Here is an 18,536-nt window from a genome sequence, read left to right on the forward strand (position 1 = left end):
CATGAATGACATAGCAGTAAAGTGCAAAAACATTTGGCCAGGGCTAGGTATCGCCACCATCACAGGTATGGCGGCATTATTTTTAAGTGAGCACTACAATGCCCCTGCTATGTTGTTCGCACTATTGCTAGGCATGGCGGTATCGTTTCTTTATCAAAACGATACGCCGTGTGCTTGTGGAATCGACTTTACTGCAAGTACTTTACTTCGCGCAGGTGTGGTTTTACTGGGCTTAAGAATAGCGTTAGGTGACCTGGCAGTGCTAGGTTGGCAAACGGCACTTATGCTTGCTGGCGCCATATTTACTACGATTGTATTGGGCGTGGGGCTGGCAAAAATGCTGGGACTTCAAAAACGCTTTGGTGCGCTTACCGGCGGTTCCGTCGCTATTTGCGGTGCCTCTGCCGCGCTAGCCATATCTACCATACTGCCAAAAGGTGAAAATCACGAACGTGATACGTTACTTACCGTTATAGGCGTAACGGCTATGTCTACTATCGCCATGGTGCTCTACCCCATAATAGCCGGGCAGTTAGGTATGACAGACACCGAAGCTGGAATCTTTCTAGGTGGCACAATTCACGATGTAGCCCAGGTGGTGGGTGCAGGTTACTCAGTGTCAGAAAGCGCGGGTGATATGGCGACTCTTACCAAATTGGTCCGCGTTGCTATGCTCATGCCGGTGGTACTGATTATGATGCTTGTCATCAAAAGATTCTATAAAACTAGTACCCAAGCAGAGAGCGCAGAAGTACCTAAAATGCCTCTTTTCCTCATCGGTTTTATTGCATTGATGCTGCTCAATAGTTTTGTGGCGTTACCTGAATTTGTGATTGAAGCAGGCACGCAGGTATCTCGTTTCTTCTTAGTTGTTTCCATTACTGCAATCGGCATGAAATCAAACTTAGGCAAGCTTGCCGAAGTCGGTATGCTACCGATTGCCATGATAGTCCTTGAGACCCTGTGGATTGCGCTGCTTATTCTCGGTTTTCTTTACACTATGTAAAGGCTGTTCATTATTCTAAAGCAGCACGTTTTACACATAATTCTCTTGTACTGATAAGGTGGTTTAAGTGAAAAAACACGGTCTTCACGAACTCTATGCTAAAGACCCTGTAAAAGCCGACGAGCAAGTTTTTCAAAGAACCAGTGATTCACTGACTCGTCGAGGCTTTATCAAAGGTTTAAAGTCGCTTTCTTTGTTGCTGGGCGCCGAAGTGGTGTATGGGCAATTTATGCCAGCGGGGCTCATTCCCGCAGCATTTGCACAAGCTGACACACCTTTTTCTATAGAAGGCAAAGATGGCTTAACCATACTCAATGACAGACCAATAAATGCAGAAACCCCTGCACACTTGTTAGATGACACAGTGACACCCGCCTCGCGTTTTTTTGTGAGGAATAACGGTATTCCCCCGCAAAAGCCAGACGCGAATGTCTGGACTCTTACTATTGAAGGGGAGTCAGCAGAACAGTCGAAGACCTTTACTCTTGAAGAGCTAAAATCTCAATTTAAGCATTATACCTATCAGCTAACGTTAGAGTGCGGTGGAAATGGGCGCGCTGAGTTCTCTCCGGCGGCCACGGGCAATCAGTGGACCACGGGCGCGGTAGGCTGTCCACGCTGGACTGGGGTAAGGCTAAAAGACGTGCTAGAAGCAGTGGGTGTTAAAAAAGATGCGGTTTACATCGGCTATTATGGTGACGATCAGCATTTAAGCCGCACGCCGGGTAAGGCGGCTATTTCACGAGGCGTGCCGATTGAAAAAGCGATGGAAGATGAGTCGTTAATTGCATGGGCCATGAATGACGAGCCGTTGCCGTTGTTGAACGGCTACCCGCTGCGACTAGTATTTGGTGGCTGGCCTGCATCAACGTCAGGTAAGTGGCTAAAGACATTAGTAATTCGAGACCGCGTGCACGACGGTGCGAAAATGCTAGGGAAAGCTTATCGAGTACCATGTAAACCCGTTGCGCCTGGCGCTAAAGTCGCCGACGAGGACATGTGCATTATAGAAGCCATGCCGGTTAAGTCGCTAATTACATTCCCTAAATCAGGCAGTGATCATCCTCTGACAAAAAAATTGGACGTGCGCGGTCATGCATGGAGTGGTGAGGGCGGAATAGCCAAGGTGTTTACCTCTATTGATTTTGGGCAGACCTGGCAGCTTACTAAGTTAAATGCGCCAGCAAACAGGCATGCATGGCAACAGTTTAGTGCACAGGTAAATTTCCCTCAAAAAGGCTATTACGAGGTATGGGCGAAAGCACAAGACGAACATGGAAAGTCACAGCCTATGGTGTTGCCTGGATGGAACCCAAAAGGCTATTTAAACAATGCCTGTCACCGTATTGCCGTGCGTGTTGTGTAAGCTAAACCATGCCATATTTCATTCATTGCTTCGGAAAAAGAGACAGTTAATATGGGGCGTTTAACAGTTCGTCTTATTGTATTGATAGGTTGCCTTCATTTATCTCACCTAGCTGTTGGTGGCGAAAACGAAGCCTTAGTAAATCATGGAAGCGAATCAGCAAAGCATAGGCAACCCACGCTCGACGCCCAATCTGGGCTCGTTAAAGCAGACGGTTTTAATTTAGTGCTAGCCCATTGCAGCGCCTGTCACTCGCCATCCCTTATTACTCAAAATGCCATGAGCCGTGAAAGGTGGCTTGAGACTATCCGTTGGATGCAAGAAACCCAGAAGCTTTGGCCACTAGGCGATGCAGAGCCTTTGATTTTAGATTATCTGTCTGCGTGGTATGGCCCGAAGAAAAGTGCCCGTCGCGCGCCCCTAGCGCCCCACCTTCTACCTGCCCACTAAAGACAGGGATAATAGTTTCATAAATCCCGACAGTTTTAGAAATTTCTGCCGATAATCAAATAATAACGCTACTTCAGGCTAATGGTTAAGACCACGTAATCTCTGTTAGTCTGAACAAAATAATTCTATAAAAATCATTGGTAACTAAACATGTTTGTATCACGCGGTAAACTCGAAGAAAAAGAAGCGCAAGTTCAACTATTAGAAAAACGGCTTCAAGAGACATTAGATAGAGTATCATCGCTCGAAGCTGAAAATGCAGAGTTGACCACGGCTTTAGAGACTGCCAAGCACGAAGAAGTTTCATCCGCCAATGCCACAGTAGTTAAATGCTTAGTAGATTCACTGTCACAGGTTGAAGGTGTTCGTGAGACGGTTTTACGTTCTTACGAACGTATCAATGCGGAAAGTCAGTCAATTGTTGATATAAATGATTTGTTTAGCCAATCGGCATCCACATTAAGCAAAATTGTAGCGGACATGAGTGGCCTAAACCTTCAGATGGGCAGTATGAGCGAGCGCATCTCAGGCTTGTCGACAACGGCTGACAATATCAATAAATTCGTAACAACCATCACCAGTATTTCGGACCAAACTAACTTGCTAGCCCTAAATGCTGCGATTGAAGCGGCTCGTGCAGGTGATGCTGGGCGTGGCTTTAGTGTTGTAGCTGACGAGGTAAGAGCACTGGCTACAGAAACCAATAAATCTGCAACAGAAGTATCAGAGCTTGTAAATGGCATTATCCAATCCACATCGAAAGCGGTGTCCGGCGTTAATGAACTGCGTGGTAACAATGAAGAGTTAGAAACGGGCATTAATCAGCTCAACAGCAGTTACGAAACTATGGTGCAACATTGTGACAGCATGAAGACCACCATTAGTGAAGGCGCAATGTCTACGTTCATCCAAACTGTAAAGTTAGATCACGTTGTGTGGAAGTCTGGCGTTTACGAAGTGCTTTGTGGCTTTAGTAATAAGACAGCTGCTGACTTTAGCGATCATGTTAGCTGTCGTTTAGGGCAATGGTTTAATGAAAACGCGAATAGCCCAATTGGGCAAACTACAGCCTTTAGAGAGATTGAAGCACCGCATGCAAAAGTGCATAGTAGTGGTGTTGCAGCAGTAAGAGCAAAACAAGCAGGCAATATTGCAGAAGCAGATGCAAAACTGATAGAAATGGAACAGGCGAGCGAGCGTGTAATGATGCTTCTTGATCGCTTAGCCGGATAACACTATCAAACGCTGAAGCACACATGAATAAGCGTGCTCTTATAACTGAAGAGCACGCACAATGGAGGGCTTTTTTAGGTGAGTGAAACATCGTATACCACCGAAAATGAACGTATTCGTGCGCTTGAAGCCCGTGTAAATTCACTTGAACGCCAGCTTAAGCGGCAAAAAATTGCACGCAAAAACGCTGAATCTTTCCTAGAGACTTATTCCCAGGATGCTTATCTTGCGAACCAGGCATTACGTAAAGCACTTAAAGATTCTAAGCAAAGGGAGCGAGAGCTTCTTTACCTTAACCGTACAGCCTCCCAACTTACCCACGCAACATCTGGTGAAAGTTATATATTTTCAGCGCTTGAATCTGCCGTAGAATTTAGCGGTGCCTTTTGCGGCAAAGCCTTTACTTTAAAAGACGGCGAACTAGTCATCGGTAACGACGACAGGGTGCTGGTTCAAGGTCAGGGCTGGATAACATCTCCACCGTTAGCGCAATTTATCCAACAAGAAACGCCATTAGATCTACGAGAAAGCTATTCCCATTGGTGTGTTAGCGCGGTATTACAGCCTGAAACAGAAAAAGAGTCTCGGCTACTTCACTTTATGCATGAAATGTCGAAGGGAGAATATACGTGGCTAGTATTGTTGACCAAAGACGATAACCTAGAAGAAGAAACGCTTTACGTTCTAGATACCACAAAGCACTACCTTAACATTACGTCTCGGTACCAAAACAAGAAAAGTGAACTGGATACCAGGCAGTTAGAGCTCAGTAACGTGAAAAAGGATCGGGATTTCCTTGAAGAAAGATTAGTCAGCGCTGATAAAATGGCCATGCTAGGTCAGCTAGCCGCAGGTATTGCCCATGAAATTAACAACCCTATTGGTTATGTGCGAAGTAATACTGTCGTTGCAAAAGATATCTTTAATGATTATCAGCGCGCGCTTGAGGAAATAGGTAGCCTGTGTAAGGAAGCCGGTGGTGAAGTTGAAGCGCATTTCATGGCGCTAGAAAAGCGTTTCTCGCTTAAAGACAGTGCAACTGAAATTGCGGAAATGTTTGATGAGTCTCATGAAGGTATTGAGCGTATTATCGAAATCGTGAAAGCGTTAAGAAGCTTTTCTTATCCCGGCTCGGGCAAGCATTGTGAAATTAGTGCTATAGAAGCCATGAATACAGCGATTAAGCTCACCAATAATTTGCATCGTTATCGCAATACAGTGCGCTTTGAAGTACCAGAGGAAGACGCTTTCTTTAACGGTAACTCAGGGCAAATTCAGCAGGTGCTTGTAAACTTCTTAACCAATGCAATATATGCTACGCCTGAAGGGAAAGGCATAACGCTAAAAGTACAGAAGGAGGGGGACAGTGTATGTCTTGTCGTTGAAGATGAAGGTATGGGCATGTCAAAAGAAACGCTTAGTAAAGTGTTCACTCCGTTTTTTACTACCAAACCGCCAGGGGAGGGCACTGGGCTGGGTATGTCAATTTCTATGACCATTGTCGAGGAGCATAATGGCAGGATTGATATTGTCAGTGCCGAAGGCAGAGGAACAAAAGTGTCTGTCGTATTGCCATTGGCCTAAAGTATAAAGTGCTTTTCTAACTCACTGATAAAATATAAAATTTCTCTAATTTTTTGCTTAAGCTAGACAGCGGCTGTTTATGTTCTAGTCTTATGAGAAAGCAAAGATTCTCTGCTTTAAGGACGAACGCTTTGCAAAATGGAGAAAGTATTCAATGAGAAATAACCAGCCTGTTACCCAAACAGAGTATAAATTCCCCCCTCACCACCGTCTTATTTCATCAACTGACAAACGTGGTGTTATTCAGCATTGTAATAGTGAGTTTGTGGAAGCGAGTGGTTTTACCCGCGAAGAATTAATAGGCAAAAACCATAACTTGATTCGTCACCCCGATATGCCAGCGCCCGTGTTTAAGGAGATGTGGCGTACTCTAGAGTCCGGACAAAGCTGGCTGGGACTTGTTAAAAACAGAAGAAAAAATGGCGATCATTACTGGGTTTCAGCATTCGTGACTCCCGTTTATGAGGGTAAGGCAATAGTAGGGTACGAATCTGTTCGTGTCCCTGCGTTGAATGTTGAAATTGCAAGAGCTACAAAGGTTTATGAAAGAATAAGAGAAGGCAAATCGCCGGTATCGCCAGCGTTTCGTTTTTTACAAATGCTTTCGCATTTAGCGCCATCTTTATTATTAAGTGCGCTAATGGTTTTGACTTTGGCGTTTACACACGGCGCTACGGCCGCAGGGATAGCGCTACTCGGCGCCGTTATTTTGGTGGTGACTCAACAAACTAAAGCCAAAAAAGACTGGCACGGATTACTTGCGCTTAGCCCAGATAGCTATGCAAATGAAACGGTGGCGCAAACCTACTTTCCTGATCCCACTCATATAAGCCAGGCTAAACTCGCGCTTGGCTGTGAACTTGCCAGAAATCGCACGGCGTTAACCCGAATTAAAGATGCATCAGCGGGACTTGAGTCAATAGCCAACACAACGCATCAACAAGCAGAAAGTACCAGTGCCGCAGTTGTACAGCAAAACCAAGCTACACAGCAAATAGCGTCCGCAGTAACGCAAATGAGTCAGGCAATTCAAGAAGTTGCTGAGCGAGTAGAAAGTAACGCAAAGAGCGCAAGAACTGCGGCGTCTAACGTAGAAACAGGTAACCAAAAAGCAGAACAAGCTATGCAGGCAATTGTTGCTTTGCGTGAGGCGGTAGAGTCAATTTCTACCACGGTAACCGAGCTTGCTCAGTCAACCAGTGACATAGGTGAAGCCGCTAATATTATATCCACTATTGCTGAGCAAACTAACCTGCTAGCGCTTAACGCTGCTATAGAAGCGGCAAGAGCAGGCGAGCAGGGTAGAGGGTTTGCGGTTGTTGCCGATGAGGTGCGGACCTTAGCTTCGAAAACTCGCGAATCTACCGACAAAATTCACAATATTATTAACGAGTTGGCAGAGCGTTCTGACCGCGCTGTAAGGGTATCGACGGAAGGGCTAACTTCGGCAGAGCACGGTAGTGCAATAGTAGAAGAAACCCGAGGGGCATTATTTGAAATTAATAACGCCGTAAAAGGTATTGCTGATGCTACTGTAGAGATGTCTTCTGCTGTGGAAGAGCAAAGCACAGTAGCGGAACATATTAACCAACAGTTAGTAGAAGTGGCTGATGGCGCTTCTGAAACACAGCGTTCCTCTGAGGCATCGCTAGCAGCGAGCCACGATTTACGTGCTACGGTAAATCAGGTTCACGAGCTTATTTTGCGTTTCAGTACTGACAAGCAGGTGGGAGAGTAGTCCTCTCCCCCGTGTGGGCTTCACCTAGTTCGTATTGAGTCCAGCATGCAGACCGCGTTTATAGGCGGCAACGGCTGGGAACAGAGAAACTAAGTAGGTGCACCCTAATATAAGTGAAATGATAATGACGCTGCTTTGCCCAAACAGCGGACTACTCAAAAACAATCCATAGGTACTGCTTAACCAGGGTTTTAGTACGCTCATTAATCCGGCTACCAAGCCTAAGCTTAGTAAGGCGCTCAACATCGTAAGCAGCATAGCTTCAATCTGAATTAGTAGTAGTAGGGTAAAAGGCCCTGCGCCGATGGTGCGTAAAACAGCTATTTCTTGATAACGCTCACGCATAGTCGCAAGCAGCATGGTAGCAAGTCCAATTAGGGCGCATATAACGATAAGGCCAGATAGACCAAGCAATAGCGACTCTACATTTCCCATAATTTGCCAAAGCTCAGCGAGCGCCATGCCTGGTAGTATAGCCATAAGCGGCTCTTTTTTACTTTGGTTTATTTGATACTGCAGTTGGAGCGCTGTAACGCGATGCTTCAGCCCAAGCATCACAACCGAGACTGACTCAGGAGCAAATGCATCGCTATTGTACGTCCCATGTTCATTGTCATGCTCTTCATGTTCATGCTCGTCTTCGATGGTTTTATCACTCGATTTAAGGCCTAACATTGAGGTGGGCGAATGCTTAGGCCCTGTGTGGGCCTCTTCAAGCCCCTGTAAGGTGACATACACAGCCTTATCCACTGGGGTGCCGGTTTTATCTAAAATTCCGGAAATAGTAAAAGGATGATCGTCGTGATTATTGAATGAGACACTGCCTAAGCCGTGAGAAATAATAATTTCATCCCCTACTTTATACCCCAATGATTCGGCAATGTCTGCGCCAACAACCGTAGATAATGGCTGCTCAAATACCGAACCTGCCGCCATTTCAAGCGACTGCATATCGCCGTATTTAAAGTGCTCGAAAAAGCTATTGGTAGTACCTACCACCCTAAAGCCTCTGTGAGTATCACCTAAAGAGAGTGGAATGAGCCATGACACCTGTTTGTTAGATTTGAGCGACGCAACACTCTTGTATTCGATACCTTTGGTGGGAGTGCCTATATTAAACACTGACGACAGAAGCAAATTAAGCTGCCCACTTGGTGCGCCAACGATAAGGTCGACGCCTGAGACCGTGCGCGTAAAGCTAGTTTTCACTTGGCTGCGAATAATATCAACACATAACAGTAAACTAATGCTGATTGAGATGCTTAACAGCGTAAGTATCGCTGTTGTCTTCCTGCGCTTTAGACTTTCAATAGCAATGGTACTTAGCATTACGCACGCTCCTGTGCTTGCTCGATGTCGCTGCTTGAAGACATTACATGATTTGTACTTGGGCTCAGTTCACTAATACTGCAATGACGGTCAAAGTAACTTTCCATCGCTTTATCATGGCTAACGAAAATCATAGTGCTCTTACCAGCAACCTCTTTTAACAGCGACATAAAGCTATCTCTCGCGTCGCTATCTAACGCCGAAGTAGGCTCATCGACAATTAACAACTGTGGGTCATTAATAAGCGCTCGAGCTATAGCGACACGCTGCTGCTGACCGATACTCAAGGCATCGGCCTTAGCGTGTAGTACTTGTGAAGGAAGCTGTAGCTTGTCGATCAAATGAAGAAGCTTAGCATCTCCTGCCGTTTTACTTATTTTACTACTTGCGAAGTACACTGCAGCGTTAATATTTTGAGCCACAGAAAGATACGGAATAAGATTGAACTGCTGAAAGACGACGCCAATATTGCGTGCCCTAAACTTGTCTCGCTGGCGGTTTGATAAGGAAGAGAAAGGCTGCGATAACAACGCTATGTCGCCTCGGGTGGGTGTCAAAGTGCCGCATAGCAGATTAAGCAATGTACTCTTTCCGCTACCCGAAGGGCCAGAAAGAAAGACATGTTCACCTTGTGACACCTGCCACGCTTTTATATCAATGATGGGCGGGCTTTCTTTAGTATACGAAAACTGTAAATTACTCAGTTCAATTGCTGGGTTGCACTCTTCAATTAATGCGTTGTGCTTTTCAGACACTGCGTTGCGCTGGGAATGAGTGCTATTGTTTTTATTAATGTTATTCACGCTAAGCCCGACCTGTGTTTACGTCTTATGTTTACATTAGCAAAGGCGGTAAACTAATGTCTTATCTGGTTGCTTACATATTCAACCAGCTAGAAGCAAGTAAAAGAACATAGCACCGCTTTAAAGTGATGTTATCAAATAACATCACTTTGCAAAGTCATGTTATCAGAACTTAGACGTTTAAAGCGGCAGTTGCTCTTACTTATTGTTCATCATAACGACATAAAGGGCGAGTTTAGCTTATATTATCAGCCGTTGGCTTGTAGCTTTACAACTTCTGCACTTTCATCTTCCAAAACGCTCTCTGCTGTAGCGCCTTTAAAGATTTTGCTGACTTTATCTTTATTTTTCGCCAGCATGATAGTGAGTTCTTCTACCACGCTATCGTCTAACTTGATGCCCTTAGCATGAATGTAGTCGGCAAGGTTGTCTGCTGCATCGAGCATTTTGTCATATTGGTCGGCTTCTTTTTTGTCGGTAGTTACCAATTTTTCTACCCCTTTGTGCGTAACAACATACTGTGTGGTAATGGCCATGGTAGGTCCCCTGTTTATTAAAGACACAAAAACTGTACAGGAAAAGGCTGTACAAATAAACAGTATTTGGAAAATATTATTGTTATTTTCGGTAACATTGTTGTGCGTTATACTTTAGTATAGTTTTAAAGCGTCAATTGCGCTGAAATCCAAACTCTTCGCAATCCGTAAAGTAGTTGTTTATTTCAGCGTCCGAAATACTTGGAACAGTAGGAATGAGGCGTTCGCAAGCGCGCTCTCGAAAAAGGAACTCTAAGATGATGGTAGCGAGTGAAACTGTTCAACAAGACATTCAGGCTATAGATGCAATCGAAGCAATCCCTCATATAATGCAGATATTGGCCAGTAGCTTAGACTTGCGTTTCATTTGTGTTGCTAGAGTTACCGAAGAAGCATGGACGATGTGTGCGGTATTGGACAATGCAGAATTTGGTTTAACGCCTGGCGATCATTTAGAGATTGAAACCACTTTTTGTAGAACCGTAAGGGCAAGCAAAAAGCAGGTAGTCATCAATCACGCATCTGCTGACAGTGAGTACTGTGATAACCCAATTCCTATTATGTATGGCTTTGAGAGTTACTTCTCTTATCCTATCTACGATGCAAACGGTGAATTTTTTGGAACGCTTTGCGGTTTGGACCCAGAGCCTAGAGAATTGCGATGTGAACTCGTTCACGGGCAAATTAGTGCTTTCGCTAAACTTATTTCTAGTCAAATTCTATTAAAAGACCAGATGGAGCGCTCAAAGACGCAACTAACCGATGCAAGAAATATTGCCCGCCTACAAGAACAATATATCGCTATTTTAGGCCACGATATTCGAACCCCTTTATCTTCCATTCAAATCGGTATTAGCTTTCTTGACGACATAATAAAAGACAGTCAAATAGCCAGTACTGTTCAGGTACCTGTATTTAAAGCTGTATCGAGGATGAAAAATAGTGTGCAGAGGATGACGCGTTTAATTGAAGATGCTATGGACTTTACTCATAGCCGAATGGGCGAAGGGTTACCTGTGAAAATGGCAGAGGCCACGAGTTTAACGCAACAGTTAAATTATACGGCTGAAGAGCTAGCTACTGCTTACCCTAATTGCACTATCAGAACGCATATCGATATTACCGAACAGTTAATCTGTGACGAAAAGCGGGTATGTCAGCTTCTATCTAACTTATTGAAAAACGCGCTGGTTCACGGCGATCAAGCGTATCCCGTATATGTAAAAGTTATCACCAACCGAAACGATTTCATTCTCAGCGTGCGCAATAGCGGTACACCAATATCTGATGAGTCTAAGAAACGTCTTTTTCAACCTTTCTGGCGTAAAGAAAGCAGTGCAAAAAACGAAGGGTTAGGCTTAGGGTTATTTATTGCATCAGAAATTGCAAAGGCACATCAAGGTTCCCTGAGTGTGTCTTCTGACTTTAACGGCACAGAGTTTACCCTACGTTTTCCTTTAACCCGCGTTTCCTCTATCCCATATGAAAGCGTTTCGCATTAACCGCGAAACGCTATCAATATTAGCTCTTTTAAGACGCGCTCTTTCAATAAAGAAAAACGCAATTTACTTGCCAAAGTTGATTAATGCTTGTGCAACGATGTTTGTGTGCGTATAATGCGCGCCCTTACAGCCATCCCAATTCGTTCCTTGTCTCCATACAGTCGGCTGTACTGTCGAGGCTACAACCGTAAGGAGCTATAATGCGTCATTACGAAATCGTATTTATGGTTCACCCTGATCAGAGTGAACAAGTACCTGGTATGATCGAGCGTTATACTACTATCCTAAAGCAAGACGGTGGTCAGATTCATCGTTTAGAAGATTGGGGCCGTCGTCAACTGGCTTACCCAATTGAAAAGCTGCACAAAGCCCACTACGTACTAATCAATGCTGAAGCGTCTGCAGAAGCTGTTGATGAACTGGAAAATGCTTTCCGTTTCAACGACGTGATCCTACGTAACATGGTTATGCGCACTAAGACTGCTGTGACTGAGCCTTCTCCGATGATGAAAGAAGAGCCTCGTCGTGAGCGTCGTGACGATTCTGCTCCTCGCCAAGATCGCGCGGAAAAGAAAACTGAAACCACTGAAGACAACGCTTAAGGAGATCACCCATGGCTCGTTTTTTCAGACGTCGTAAGTTCTGCCGTTTCACTGCAGAAGGTGTGACTGAGATTGATTACAAAGATATCGCTACTCTTAAGAACTACATCACTGAGAGCGGTAAAATTGTCCCTAGCCGTATTACTGGTACAAGCGCAAAATATCAGCGTCAGCTGTCTTCTGCGATCAAGCGCGCACGTTTCCTTGCGTTGCTTCCGTACACTGATTCACACAAGTAATTTGGCGAATATAAGGGTTAGCTAAGATGAATATCATCCTACTAGATAAAATCGCCAACCTTGGCGGCCTGGGCGACCAAGTGACTGTTAAGTCTGGTTACGCTCGTAACTTCCTTTTCCCACAGGGTAAAGCGGTTCCTGCAACTAAAGACAACGTTGAAAAGTTCGAAGCACGTCGTGCTGAGCTTGAAGCGAAAATTGCTGAGCAACTAGCTGCTGCTAACGCACGCGCTGAAAAAGTTGCTGAGCTTGCTGAAGTTACAATCGCAGCTCCTGCTGGTGACGAAGGTAAACTATTTGGCTCTGTTGGTACTCGTGACATCGCTGATGCAATCACTGCAGCTGGCGTTGAAGTACAAAAAGCAGAAGTTAAACTACCTACTGGTACTCTTCGTGAGACTGGTGAGTATGACATCGACTTACAACTTCACTCTGACGTTATCACTTCAATCAAAGTGATTATCATTGCTGAAGCGTAATCGCTGACGTATTTGAAGAAAGCCGCTCCTAGAGCGGCTTTTTTTTGGCTAAAATTTACCTTTAAAAGACCATATCGTTACTTTTCAATATTAAGCACAAAAGGACGTTTAGCAGTTGCAAGCTACAACCACCCAAAGAAGTGTAACAATTGTAAAAGTACTATCCATTTAGGCAAAACTTAATGAGAATGTTTCTTATTTGTAATTGTTGATTGTCAAATGGAGTTACCCTTGAAAAAGTTAGTCTTAGCTGGTGCAGTGTGCACCCTATCCAGCCCAATAGTATTCGCGCAATCCGTAGAAAACCAAAATGAAGAAGCCAAGTCTATAGAGCGAGTTGCTGTGGTAGGCGCAGCAACTAACTTAAGCATTACTGCTGAAGATATTGACCAGTTTCAGGCAAATGATTTAGCGGATATCTTCAGAGAGTCGCCGTCGGTCAGTGTTGGCGGTTCAGTGGGGGTAGCACAAAAAATCTTTATCCGCGGACTAGAAGACGCGTATTTGAATGTAACCGTAGATGGCGCACAGCAAACCTCAACGCTATTTCACCACATTGGTCGCGTTACTTTAGACCCTGATCTTTTAAAGCAAATTGATGTGCAGGCTGGTGCCGGAGAAGCGACAAGCGGCCCAGGTGCTATAGGCGGTTCAATTCGCTTTAAGACCAAAGATGCACAGGATTTATTAAAAGACGACGAACAATTTGGCGGTCGGGTAAAGGCGAGTTATTTCTCAAACGATGGTACCCGATATAGCGGAAGCCTATATGGAAAGTTAAGTGACTCTTGGGGCTTACTAGGTTATTACAGCACGGTAGACAGAGATAACTTTGAAGATGGTGATGGTAACGAAGTACTAGGTACTGCCGCAGATCAAGACCTCATGTTCCTCAAAGCCAGTGGTTATATTGCGGATAATCAATACCTTTCGATAAGTGCAGAGCAGCGCGATGAAGAGGGTGAATTCTCAGCAAGACCAAACTGGGTAGTGCTAGAAGGAGCTCCGCTTTACCCTAGTGAAGCAGAGCGCGATACCTATGTTGCGAACTACCGTTTTGACCATAGTGAGTTAGTATTTTTAGAAGCTACCGCATATCAAACCTCATCGTCGTTCCGCGGTGGTCGTTTTGATTTTTTATCTGATATTGATACCTATGGTTTTGATATTAGAAACACCAGCGAAGTTACCAATCATGTATTTACCTATGGTATCGACTATCGCAAAGATGAGGTCGAAAGCGGCCCAGGCGTAGGTCCTGTACAGAACGCGGAAGAAGGTAGCGTAATGGGTATCTACGCGCAAGCACACAGCAATATCACGCCAGAGTTATTGTTGAGTTATGGTGTTCGTTATGACAATTTTGACTTCCAGCAAGAAATTCTTATTGATGACTATTATGGAACGCCTGTTACCGATGAGCCATCTGGGTTAGACGACAACGAACTTAGCTTTAACGTAGGTCTCGAGTATCAGCTTACCGAAGCTTGGTCCCTTGGTCTTGGCTACGCAGAAGCGGCTCGTGGCAAACAAATTGGGGATGGCTTTACCCTAGATGAGTACTTATACGATGGTGAAGACATTCCTGTCGTTGCTAGCGACGTTGTGCCCGAAACAGTCACCAATATCGAAGCGTCAATCGAATACAGTGCCAATAATCTAAATGCGCGTTTAAGCGCTTATGAATCTACCATTGATGATGTGCTATTTAGTGGTTATCAAGGTAACTCGGTATTTAATAATATCGGCGACCTAGAATCATCTGGCGTGGAGTTTAACCTGGCGTATCGCTGGGATTCTGTTGACGTATATTTTGGTTTTTCGAGCGTTGATGTTGAGTTGATGCCGCGTGAAGGTCTATACAGCGTACCTTATAACACCATTGATATTAATGGGTACGAGTTTGTTGGCTTAGGTAATAGCCGCGGCGATACCTGGGTACTGGGAGCCGATTACACGGTTACTGCAGATATCAGCGTTGGCTTTAATATCACTATGGTTGACGACATCAACATAGATACACTACATCAAGCCCTAGAAAATGGTTGGACCGACTCGCTTTATTCACTTAACAAAGCAGACTATACCCTAGTGGATATTTATGGCGAATGGGAAGTCACCAACGACCTGCGCGTAAATTTAGCGGTTACTAACCTGTTTGATGAAGCCTATATCGACCATTCTAGTGTGGGTGACTACAGCGAAGTATTCCCAAGCGTAGTTGGTCCACAAGAAGCAGGGCGAGATATTCGTTTGTCAGTGACTTACGATTTCTAAGCAACGCCTTTAAATGAACTTTTCCACATTTAAAAGGTGGGTCTTTTGGGCCCACCTCTTTGCTGGCTTACTGGCGAGCGTAGTTGTTTTTATTATGGCTTTCACTGGTGTATTGCTTACTTACGAGCGCCAGTTTAAAGAGCTAAGTGAAATGGCTTATGCGCAAACCATTGATATTGAAAAATCTGTTGTCTCAACGGATGAAGTGGTTTCAATACTTCGCGAACTGCACCCTAACGAAGCACATATATTTGTTCGGTGGGTAAACAGTGAGGGAGCGGCAATTCCCGCGTGGGCGGGCGAACATAGTTATCTTATTCACCCCTATACTGGTGACATATTAAGAGAGGGAGAAGGGTTCGTTGAAGAAGCATTTCATGTCATAACCGACCTGCATCGATACTTATTGTTTGAAGGAGATTACCAATTAATTGGCAAAACTATAACGGCTTATAGCAACCTTATTTTTATCTTTTTGTTGTTATCGGGTGTCATTATCTGGTTGCCTAAACACATATCGAAAAAATCCTTAAAGCAGCAAATGTTGTTGCGGCAAAAGTACACAAACAAACAACATCGACGCCGACATTGGCATTTCGTTTTTGGTATGTGGTCACTGCCTTTTTTACTTGTAATTGGAACGACGGCTACCCTGTTTTATTTTGAATGGGCTAACAAAGCACTGTATGGCATGTATGGTGAACAAGTACCTGTTCGCGAAAAGAAGGTAATGCCCGAAACGCTAAACGCCGACGTCGTCAGTTACCACACGTTATTTAATAAAGCGCAGCGACACGCCGATGAGCATGGCTATCAGAATTGGTACTCCATGTGGATGGAGATTGGTAAAAGTGAGGGCGTTGCCCGATTTTATATTGATAAAAGCATCGGGCATCGACAAGAGTTAGCGTATTCACTGTATTTCGACACAGGAAGCGGTGATATTGTCAGGGTCCTACATAAAACCGATTGGCCCAAAGGAAGTCAGGCTTGGGGTACTTCTCGCTTTTTACATACGGGAGAATATTTCGGCTTTGTAGGTCAGACTATAGCTGGAGCGGTTAGCTTGCTTTGCTGTATCTTAGTTTATACTGGCACACTACTCGGTGTGAAAAGGCTTCTCAATTTGCGAAAGCAACATTAGAAAACTTAGGCAGGGTGATAGTTACCATCAGCCCTGTCTGCTTTGTTGCGCTAGCATCTTTATTTAGATAAGCGTTATTACTCTGCTCATCGTCTTTGTTTACGCGATTGCACGCAGATATATCGCCGCCGACAGCGGCAATTTGACGTTTCGCCAATGCAAGCCCAAGCCCAAACCCAGAGCGCTTCGCAGCATGAACATAGTTTTTCGCTGCACGCGCCTTGTCTACCCTGAAAAAAGGTTCAAATATGGCGTCTAGCATTGATTCAGGGACGCCAGTGCCCTCGTCTGTAACAGTGATAACGTAGTTATTATTATCGCTGACCAAGGTTACGCTTACTTTGCTTTGCTGCGGGGTATGGCGCAAAGCATTGCGAATAATATTCTCTAATGCCTGCCCTAAAGCAAGCTGACTGCTTTTTTCTATACTCGCACATTCCGGCGTGCTTACACATAAGGTTCTATCAGGGTATTCAAAGCGCGCATCTTCACAAATAACATTAATAAGCTCTACCAAGTCAAAGTCATCGCTGTTTAATTGGGGAGATTCTGTATTTAGCCAGGCAAAGGTTAAGGTATCTTCAACAAGCTCTCTCATTGTGCTGGCTTCATAGCGCAGGCGGGAAAGAGCTTGTTCACGATTAATGTCTTGTTCAACAAAGTCTATAGCCATATCGATGCGCGCTAGAGGCGTGCGAAGCTCGTGAGAAAGGTCTGCAAGTAAACTTCTTTGGTTATAAATGAGACTGCTCGTTCTCTGGGCCATTTTATCGAAGGTTTGAGCAAGTGTAGTAAGTTCATCATTTCGCTCGGGCATCGTAGCCATTGCTCGGGCTTCTAAGTTGCCATCAGCAAAGTCTTTTGTTGCCCTCTCTAACTGCTTAAGTGGTGTCATAACATGACGATAAAGCATAAAGCTCAATAGGCTTAATATGATCAAAGGCAACGCAATTTGTAGAGCTAGACGGGTGGCGAGTAATAACGAGCCTGGGCGCATCCGTTGTGGAAGCTGAATCAAAAAGTGCGTGTTGTCGTCTACAAAAGGCACTTCCATTACAGGGTTTTCAGAGAAATACAAATGTACTTTCCATTCAGGACTGCGCCCAATTTGAAACCTATCAGCAAACTCATCTAACATCTTAGTATCAGCGAGTGTTGTCATTTCAGAATTAATAACAGCAAGCCAAGTGTTCTCTTTGGTCCTTACCTCTTTTAAAAAAACGGCTAACGCCTCTTCTCCCTTTTCCAGATAGATTTTTTCCGCTTCCTTCCCATAAGCGTAAAGGGTTTCTTGATGAGCCTTATCTAGAAAGCTCATGCTAGTTTCGGTGTGATTAGTAAGCCAAGCAATGGCCCAAAACAGCAGAACAGTACCAACAGCTATGAATGCACATAGCCGCCAAAGCAGTTTATTCTTCACGAAAAGCGGTATCCTTGTCCATGAATAGTGGCAAGGCGTTCAGGGGGCATACCCGTCTCTACTAACTTTTTGCGTACTCTAGAAAGGTGCATATCTAGGCTTCGATCATATCGAGAAAAGGGTTTATTGAGCACACTGTGGTAAAGAAATGCTTTGCTCAAGGTTTCACCCTTGTTTTCTACAAGCATCCAAAGAAGCTTAAATTGTATAGGTGTAAATTCGAGTAATTTTGCGTGGTATTTAGTCACTTGTTGAATGCGGTTTAGATAAAGCATATCAACCAATATTTCTGACTTTTGCGTACCCGAACTATTCATTGCTTTGCTACGCCTTAGTATTGCGTCGATGCGAAGCATCATTTCAGTAAAATTGAAGGGTTTAGGTAAGTAGTCATCTGCGCCTTTACGGTAGCCTTCAATTCGCTCTTGCTCGGCACCAGAAGCCGTAATCATCATCACAGGTGTTTGTTTAATTTGCCTAAGTTGATGCAGTAGTGAGAGACCATTCAATGAGGGAAGGCGTATGTCGAGTAATACAAGATCAAAGTTTTCCTCAAGTGCTGCATGTAATCCGGCATGACCATCGCTTTCATGGCGAGTGTCAAATCCTCGTGCCTGCAGTAGTTGCGTAATTTGTTCACTTAACGTGGCGTCATCTTCAATAATGAGTATTCGGGTTTTACACATAACGACTTAAGAAATAAATTTTAGTTTATATTATTAATAATAATTATCATTTGCAACTACCCGGTTTTGCTTTCTTCATCTATTTATCTTGTTACAAATTTCCTGTTAAGCAAATGCTTTCTCGTCTTACAATGGTGACCAT

General features: G+C 44.3%; 17 protein-coding genes. 12 read left to right on the forward strand and 5 right to left on the reverse strand.

Translation table 11 applies throughout. The features are described 5' to 3' along the window. Position 1 precedes the first annotated feature (1 nt). From D1814_RS09025 to D1814_RS09050, 6 genes are all read left to right on the forward strand, one after another. A complete protein-coding gene (locus D1814_RS09025) occupies positions 2 to 1,006 on the forward strand; it encodes a YeiH family protein (RefSeq protein WP_118491535.1) in 1,005 nt (334 codons plus the stop codon). 67 nt (positions 1,007 to 1,073) lie between these two features. Continuing rightward, on the forward strand, positions 1,074 to 2,372 hold the full coding sequence (locus tag D1814_RS09030) for a sulfite oxidase (protein ID WP_118491537.1): 1,299 nt from the start codon (positions 1,074 to 1,076) through the stop codon (positions 2,370 to 2,372). A 51-nt stretch (positions 2,373 to 2,423) separates the two neighbouring features. Then, the gene (locus D1814_RS09035) at positions 2,424 to 2,822 is read left to right on the forward strand and encodes a hypothetical protein (RefSeq protein WP_118491539.1); all 399 of its coding nucleotides are present in this window, start codon (positions 2,424 to 2,426) and stop codon (positions 2,820 to 2,822) included. Positions 2,823 to 2,972: 150 nt separating this feature from the next. Then, positions 2,973 to 4,055, forward strand: a complete 1,083-nt coding sequence (locus D1814_RS09040; RefSeq protein WP_118491541.1) for a methyl-accepting chemotaxis protein — start codon at positions 2,973 to 2,975, stop codon at positions 4,053 to 4,055. A gap of 78 nt (positions 4,056 to 4,133) precedes the next feature. Continuing rightward, the gene (locus D1814_RS09045) at positions 4,134 to 5,639 is read left to right on the forward strand and encodes a sensor histidine kinase (RefSeq protein ID WP_118491543.1); all 1,506 of its coding nucleotides are present in this window, start codon (positions 4,134 to 4,136) and stop codon (positions 5,637 to 5,639) included. 154 nt (positions 5,640 to 5,793) lie between these two features. After that, positions 5,794 to 7,377, forward strand: coding sequence for a methyl-accepting chemotaxis protein (locus tag D1814_RS09050; RefSeq protein WP_118491545.1), 1,584 nt, complete (start codon positions 5,794 to 5,796; stop codon positions 7,375 to 7,377). Positions 7,378 to 7,401: 24 nt separating this feature from the next. On the opposite strand, the gene D1814_RS09055 is transcribed toward D1814_RS09050, so the two are convergent. From D1814_RS09055 to D1814_RS09065, 3 genes are all read right to left on the reverse strand, one after another. After that, positions 7,402 to 8,706 carry an ABC transporter permease gene (locus D1814_RS09055; protein WP_118491547.1) on the reverse strand — a complete coding sequence of 435 codons (1,305 nt, stop codon included), beginning with the start codon at positions 8,704 to 8,706 and terminating at the stop codon, positions 7,402 to 7,404. Beyond that, positions 8,706 to 9,509 carry an ABC transporter ATP-binding protein gene (locus D1814_RS09060; RefSeq protein ID WP_118491549.1) on the reverse strand — a complete coding sequence of 268 codons (804 nt, stop codon included), beginning with the start codon at positions 9,507 to 9,509 and terminating at the stop codon, positions 8,706 to 8,708. The genes D1814_RS09055 and D1814_RS09060 overlap by 1 nt, the downstream gene beginning before the upstream one ends. Before the next feature lie 248 nt (positions 9,510 to 9,757). Beyond that, a complete protein-coding gene (locus tag D1814_RS09065) occupies positions 9,758 to 10,045 on the reverse strand; it encodes a YebG family protein (RefSeq protein WP_118491551.1) in 288 nt (95 codons plus the stop codon). Positions 10,046 to 10,305: 260 nt separating this feature from the next. Here D1814_RS09065 and D1814_RS09070 point away from each other — a divergent pair, with 260 nt between their 5' ends. The 6 genes from D1814_RS09070 (at position 10,306) to D1814_RS09095 (ending at position 16,288) form a co-directional block, all read left to right on the forward strand. After that, positions 10,306 to 11,547: a GAF domain-containing sensor histidine kinase gene (locus D1814_RS09070; protein WP_118495355.1), complete on the forward strand. Its 1,242-nt coding sequence runs from the start codon at positions 10,306 to 10,308 to the stop codon at positions 11,545 to 11,547. Positions 11,548 to 11,747: 200 nt separating this feature from the next. Further along, the gene (gene rpsF, locus D1814_RS09075; protein ID WP_014951120.1) at positions 11,748 to 12,149 is read left to right on the forward strand and encodes a 30S ribosomal protein S6; all 402 of its coding nucleotides are present in this window, start codon (positions 11,748 to 11,750) and stop codon (positions 12,147 to 12,149) included. Between the two features lie 11 nt (positions 12,150 to 12,160). Next, positions 12,161 to 12,388 carry a 30S ribosomal protein S18 gene (rpsR, locus tag D1814_RS09080; RefSeq protein ID WP_012519954.1) on the forward strand — a complete coding sequence of 76 codons (228 nt, stop codon included), beginning with the start codon at positions 12,161 to 12,163 and terminating at the stop codon, positions 12,386 to 12,388. A gap of 26 nt (positions 12,389 to 12,414) precedes the next feature. Beyond that, positions 12,415 to 12,867: a 50S ribosomal protein L9 gene (gene rplI / locus D1814_RS09085; protein WP_012519953.1), complete on the forward strand. Its 453-nt coding sequence runs from the start codon at positions 12,415 to 12,417 to the stop codon at positions 12,865 to 12,867. A 231-nt stretch (positions 12,868 to 13,098) separates the two neighbouring features. Next, the gene (locus D1814_RS09090) at positions 13,099 to 15,144 is read left to right on the forward strand and encodes a TonB-dependent receptor (RefSeq protein WP_118491553.1); all 2,046 of its coding nucleotides are present in this window, start codon (positions 13,099 to 13,101) and stop codon (positions 15,142 to 15,144) included. Between the two features lie 13 nt (positions 15,145 to 15,157). Continuing rightward, complete coding sequence (locus D1814_RS09095) at positions 15,158 to 16,288, forward strand: PepSY-associated TM helix domain-containing protein (protein WP_118491555.1); 1,131 nt, start codon at positions 15,158 to 15,160, stop codon at positions 16,286 to 16,288. Here the strand turns inward: D1814_RS09095 and D1814_RS09100 are convergent. Continuing rightward, a complete protein-coding gene (locus D1814_RS09100) occupies positions 16,266 to 17,708 on the reverse strand; it encodes a sensor histidine kinase (RefSeq protein ID WP_118491557.1) in 1,443 nt (480 codons plus the stop codon). The two genes, D1814_RS09095 and D1814_RS09100, sit on opposite strands and share 23 nt — an antisense overlap. Next, the gene (locus tag D1814_RS09105; protein ID WP_118491559.1) at positions 17,705 to 18,394 is read right to left on the reverse strand and encodes a response regulator transcription factor; all 690 of its coding nucleotides are present in this window, start codon (positions 18,392 to 18,394) and stop codon (positions 17,705 to 17,707) included. Before D1814_RS09105 ends, D1814_RS09100 begins: the two co-directional genes overlap by 4 nt. Between the last annotated feature and the right edge of the window lie 142 nt (positions 18,395 to 18,536).

Source organism: Alteromonas sp. BL110, assembly GCF_003443615.1.
Taxonomy (GTDB): domain Bacteria; phylum Pseudomonadota; class Gammaproteobacteria; order Enterobacterales; family Alteromonadaceae; genus Alteromonas.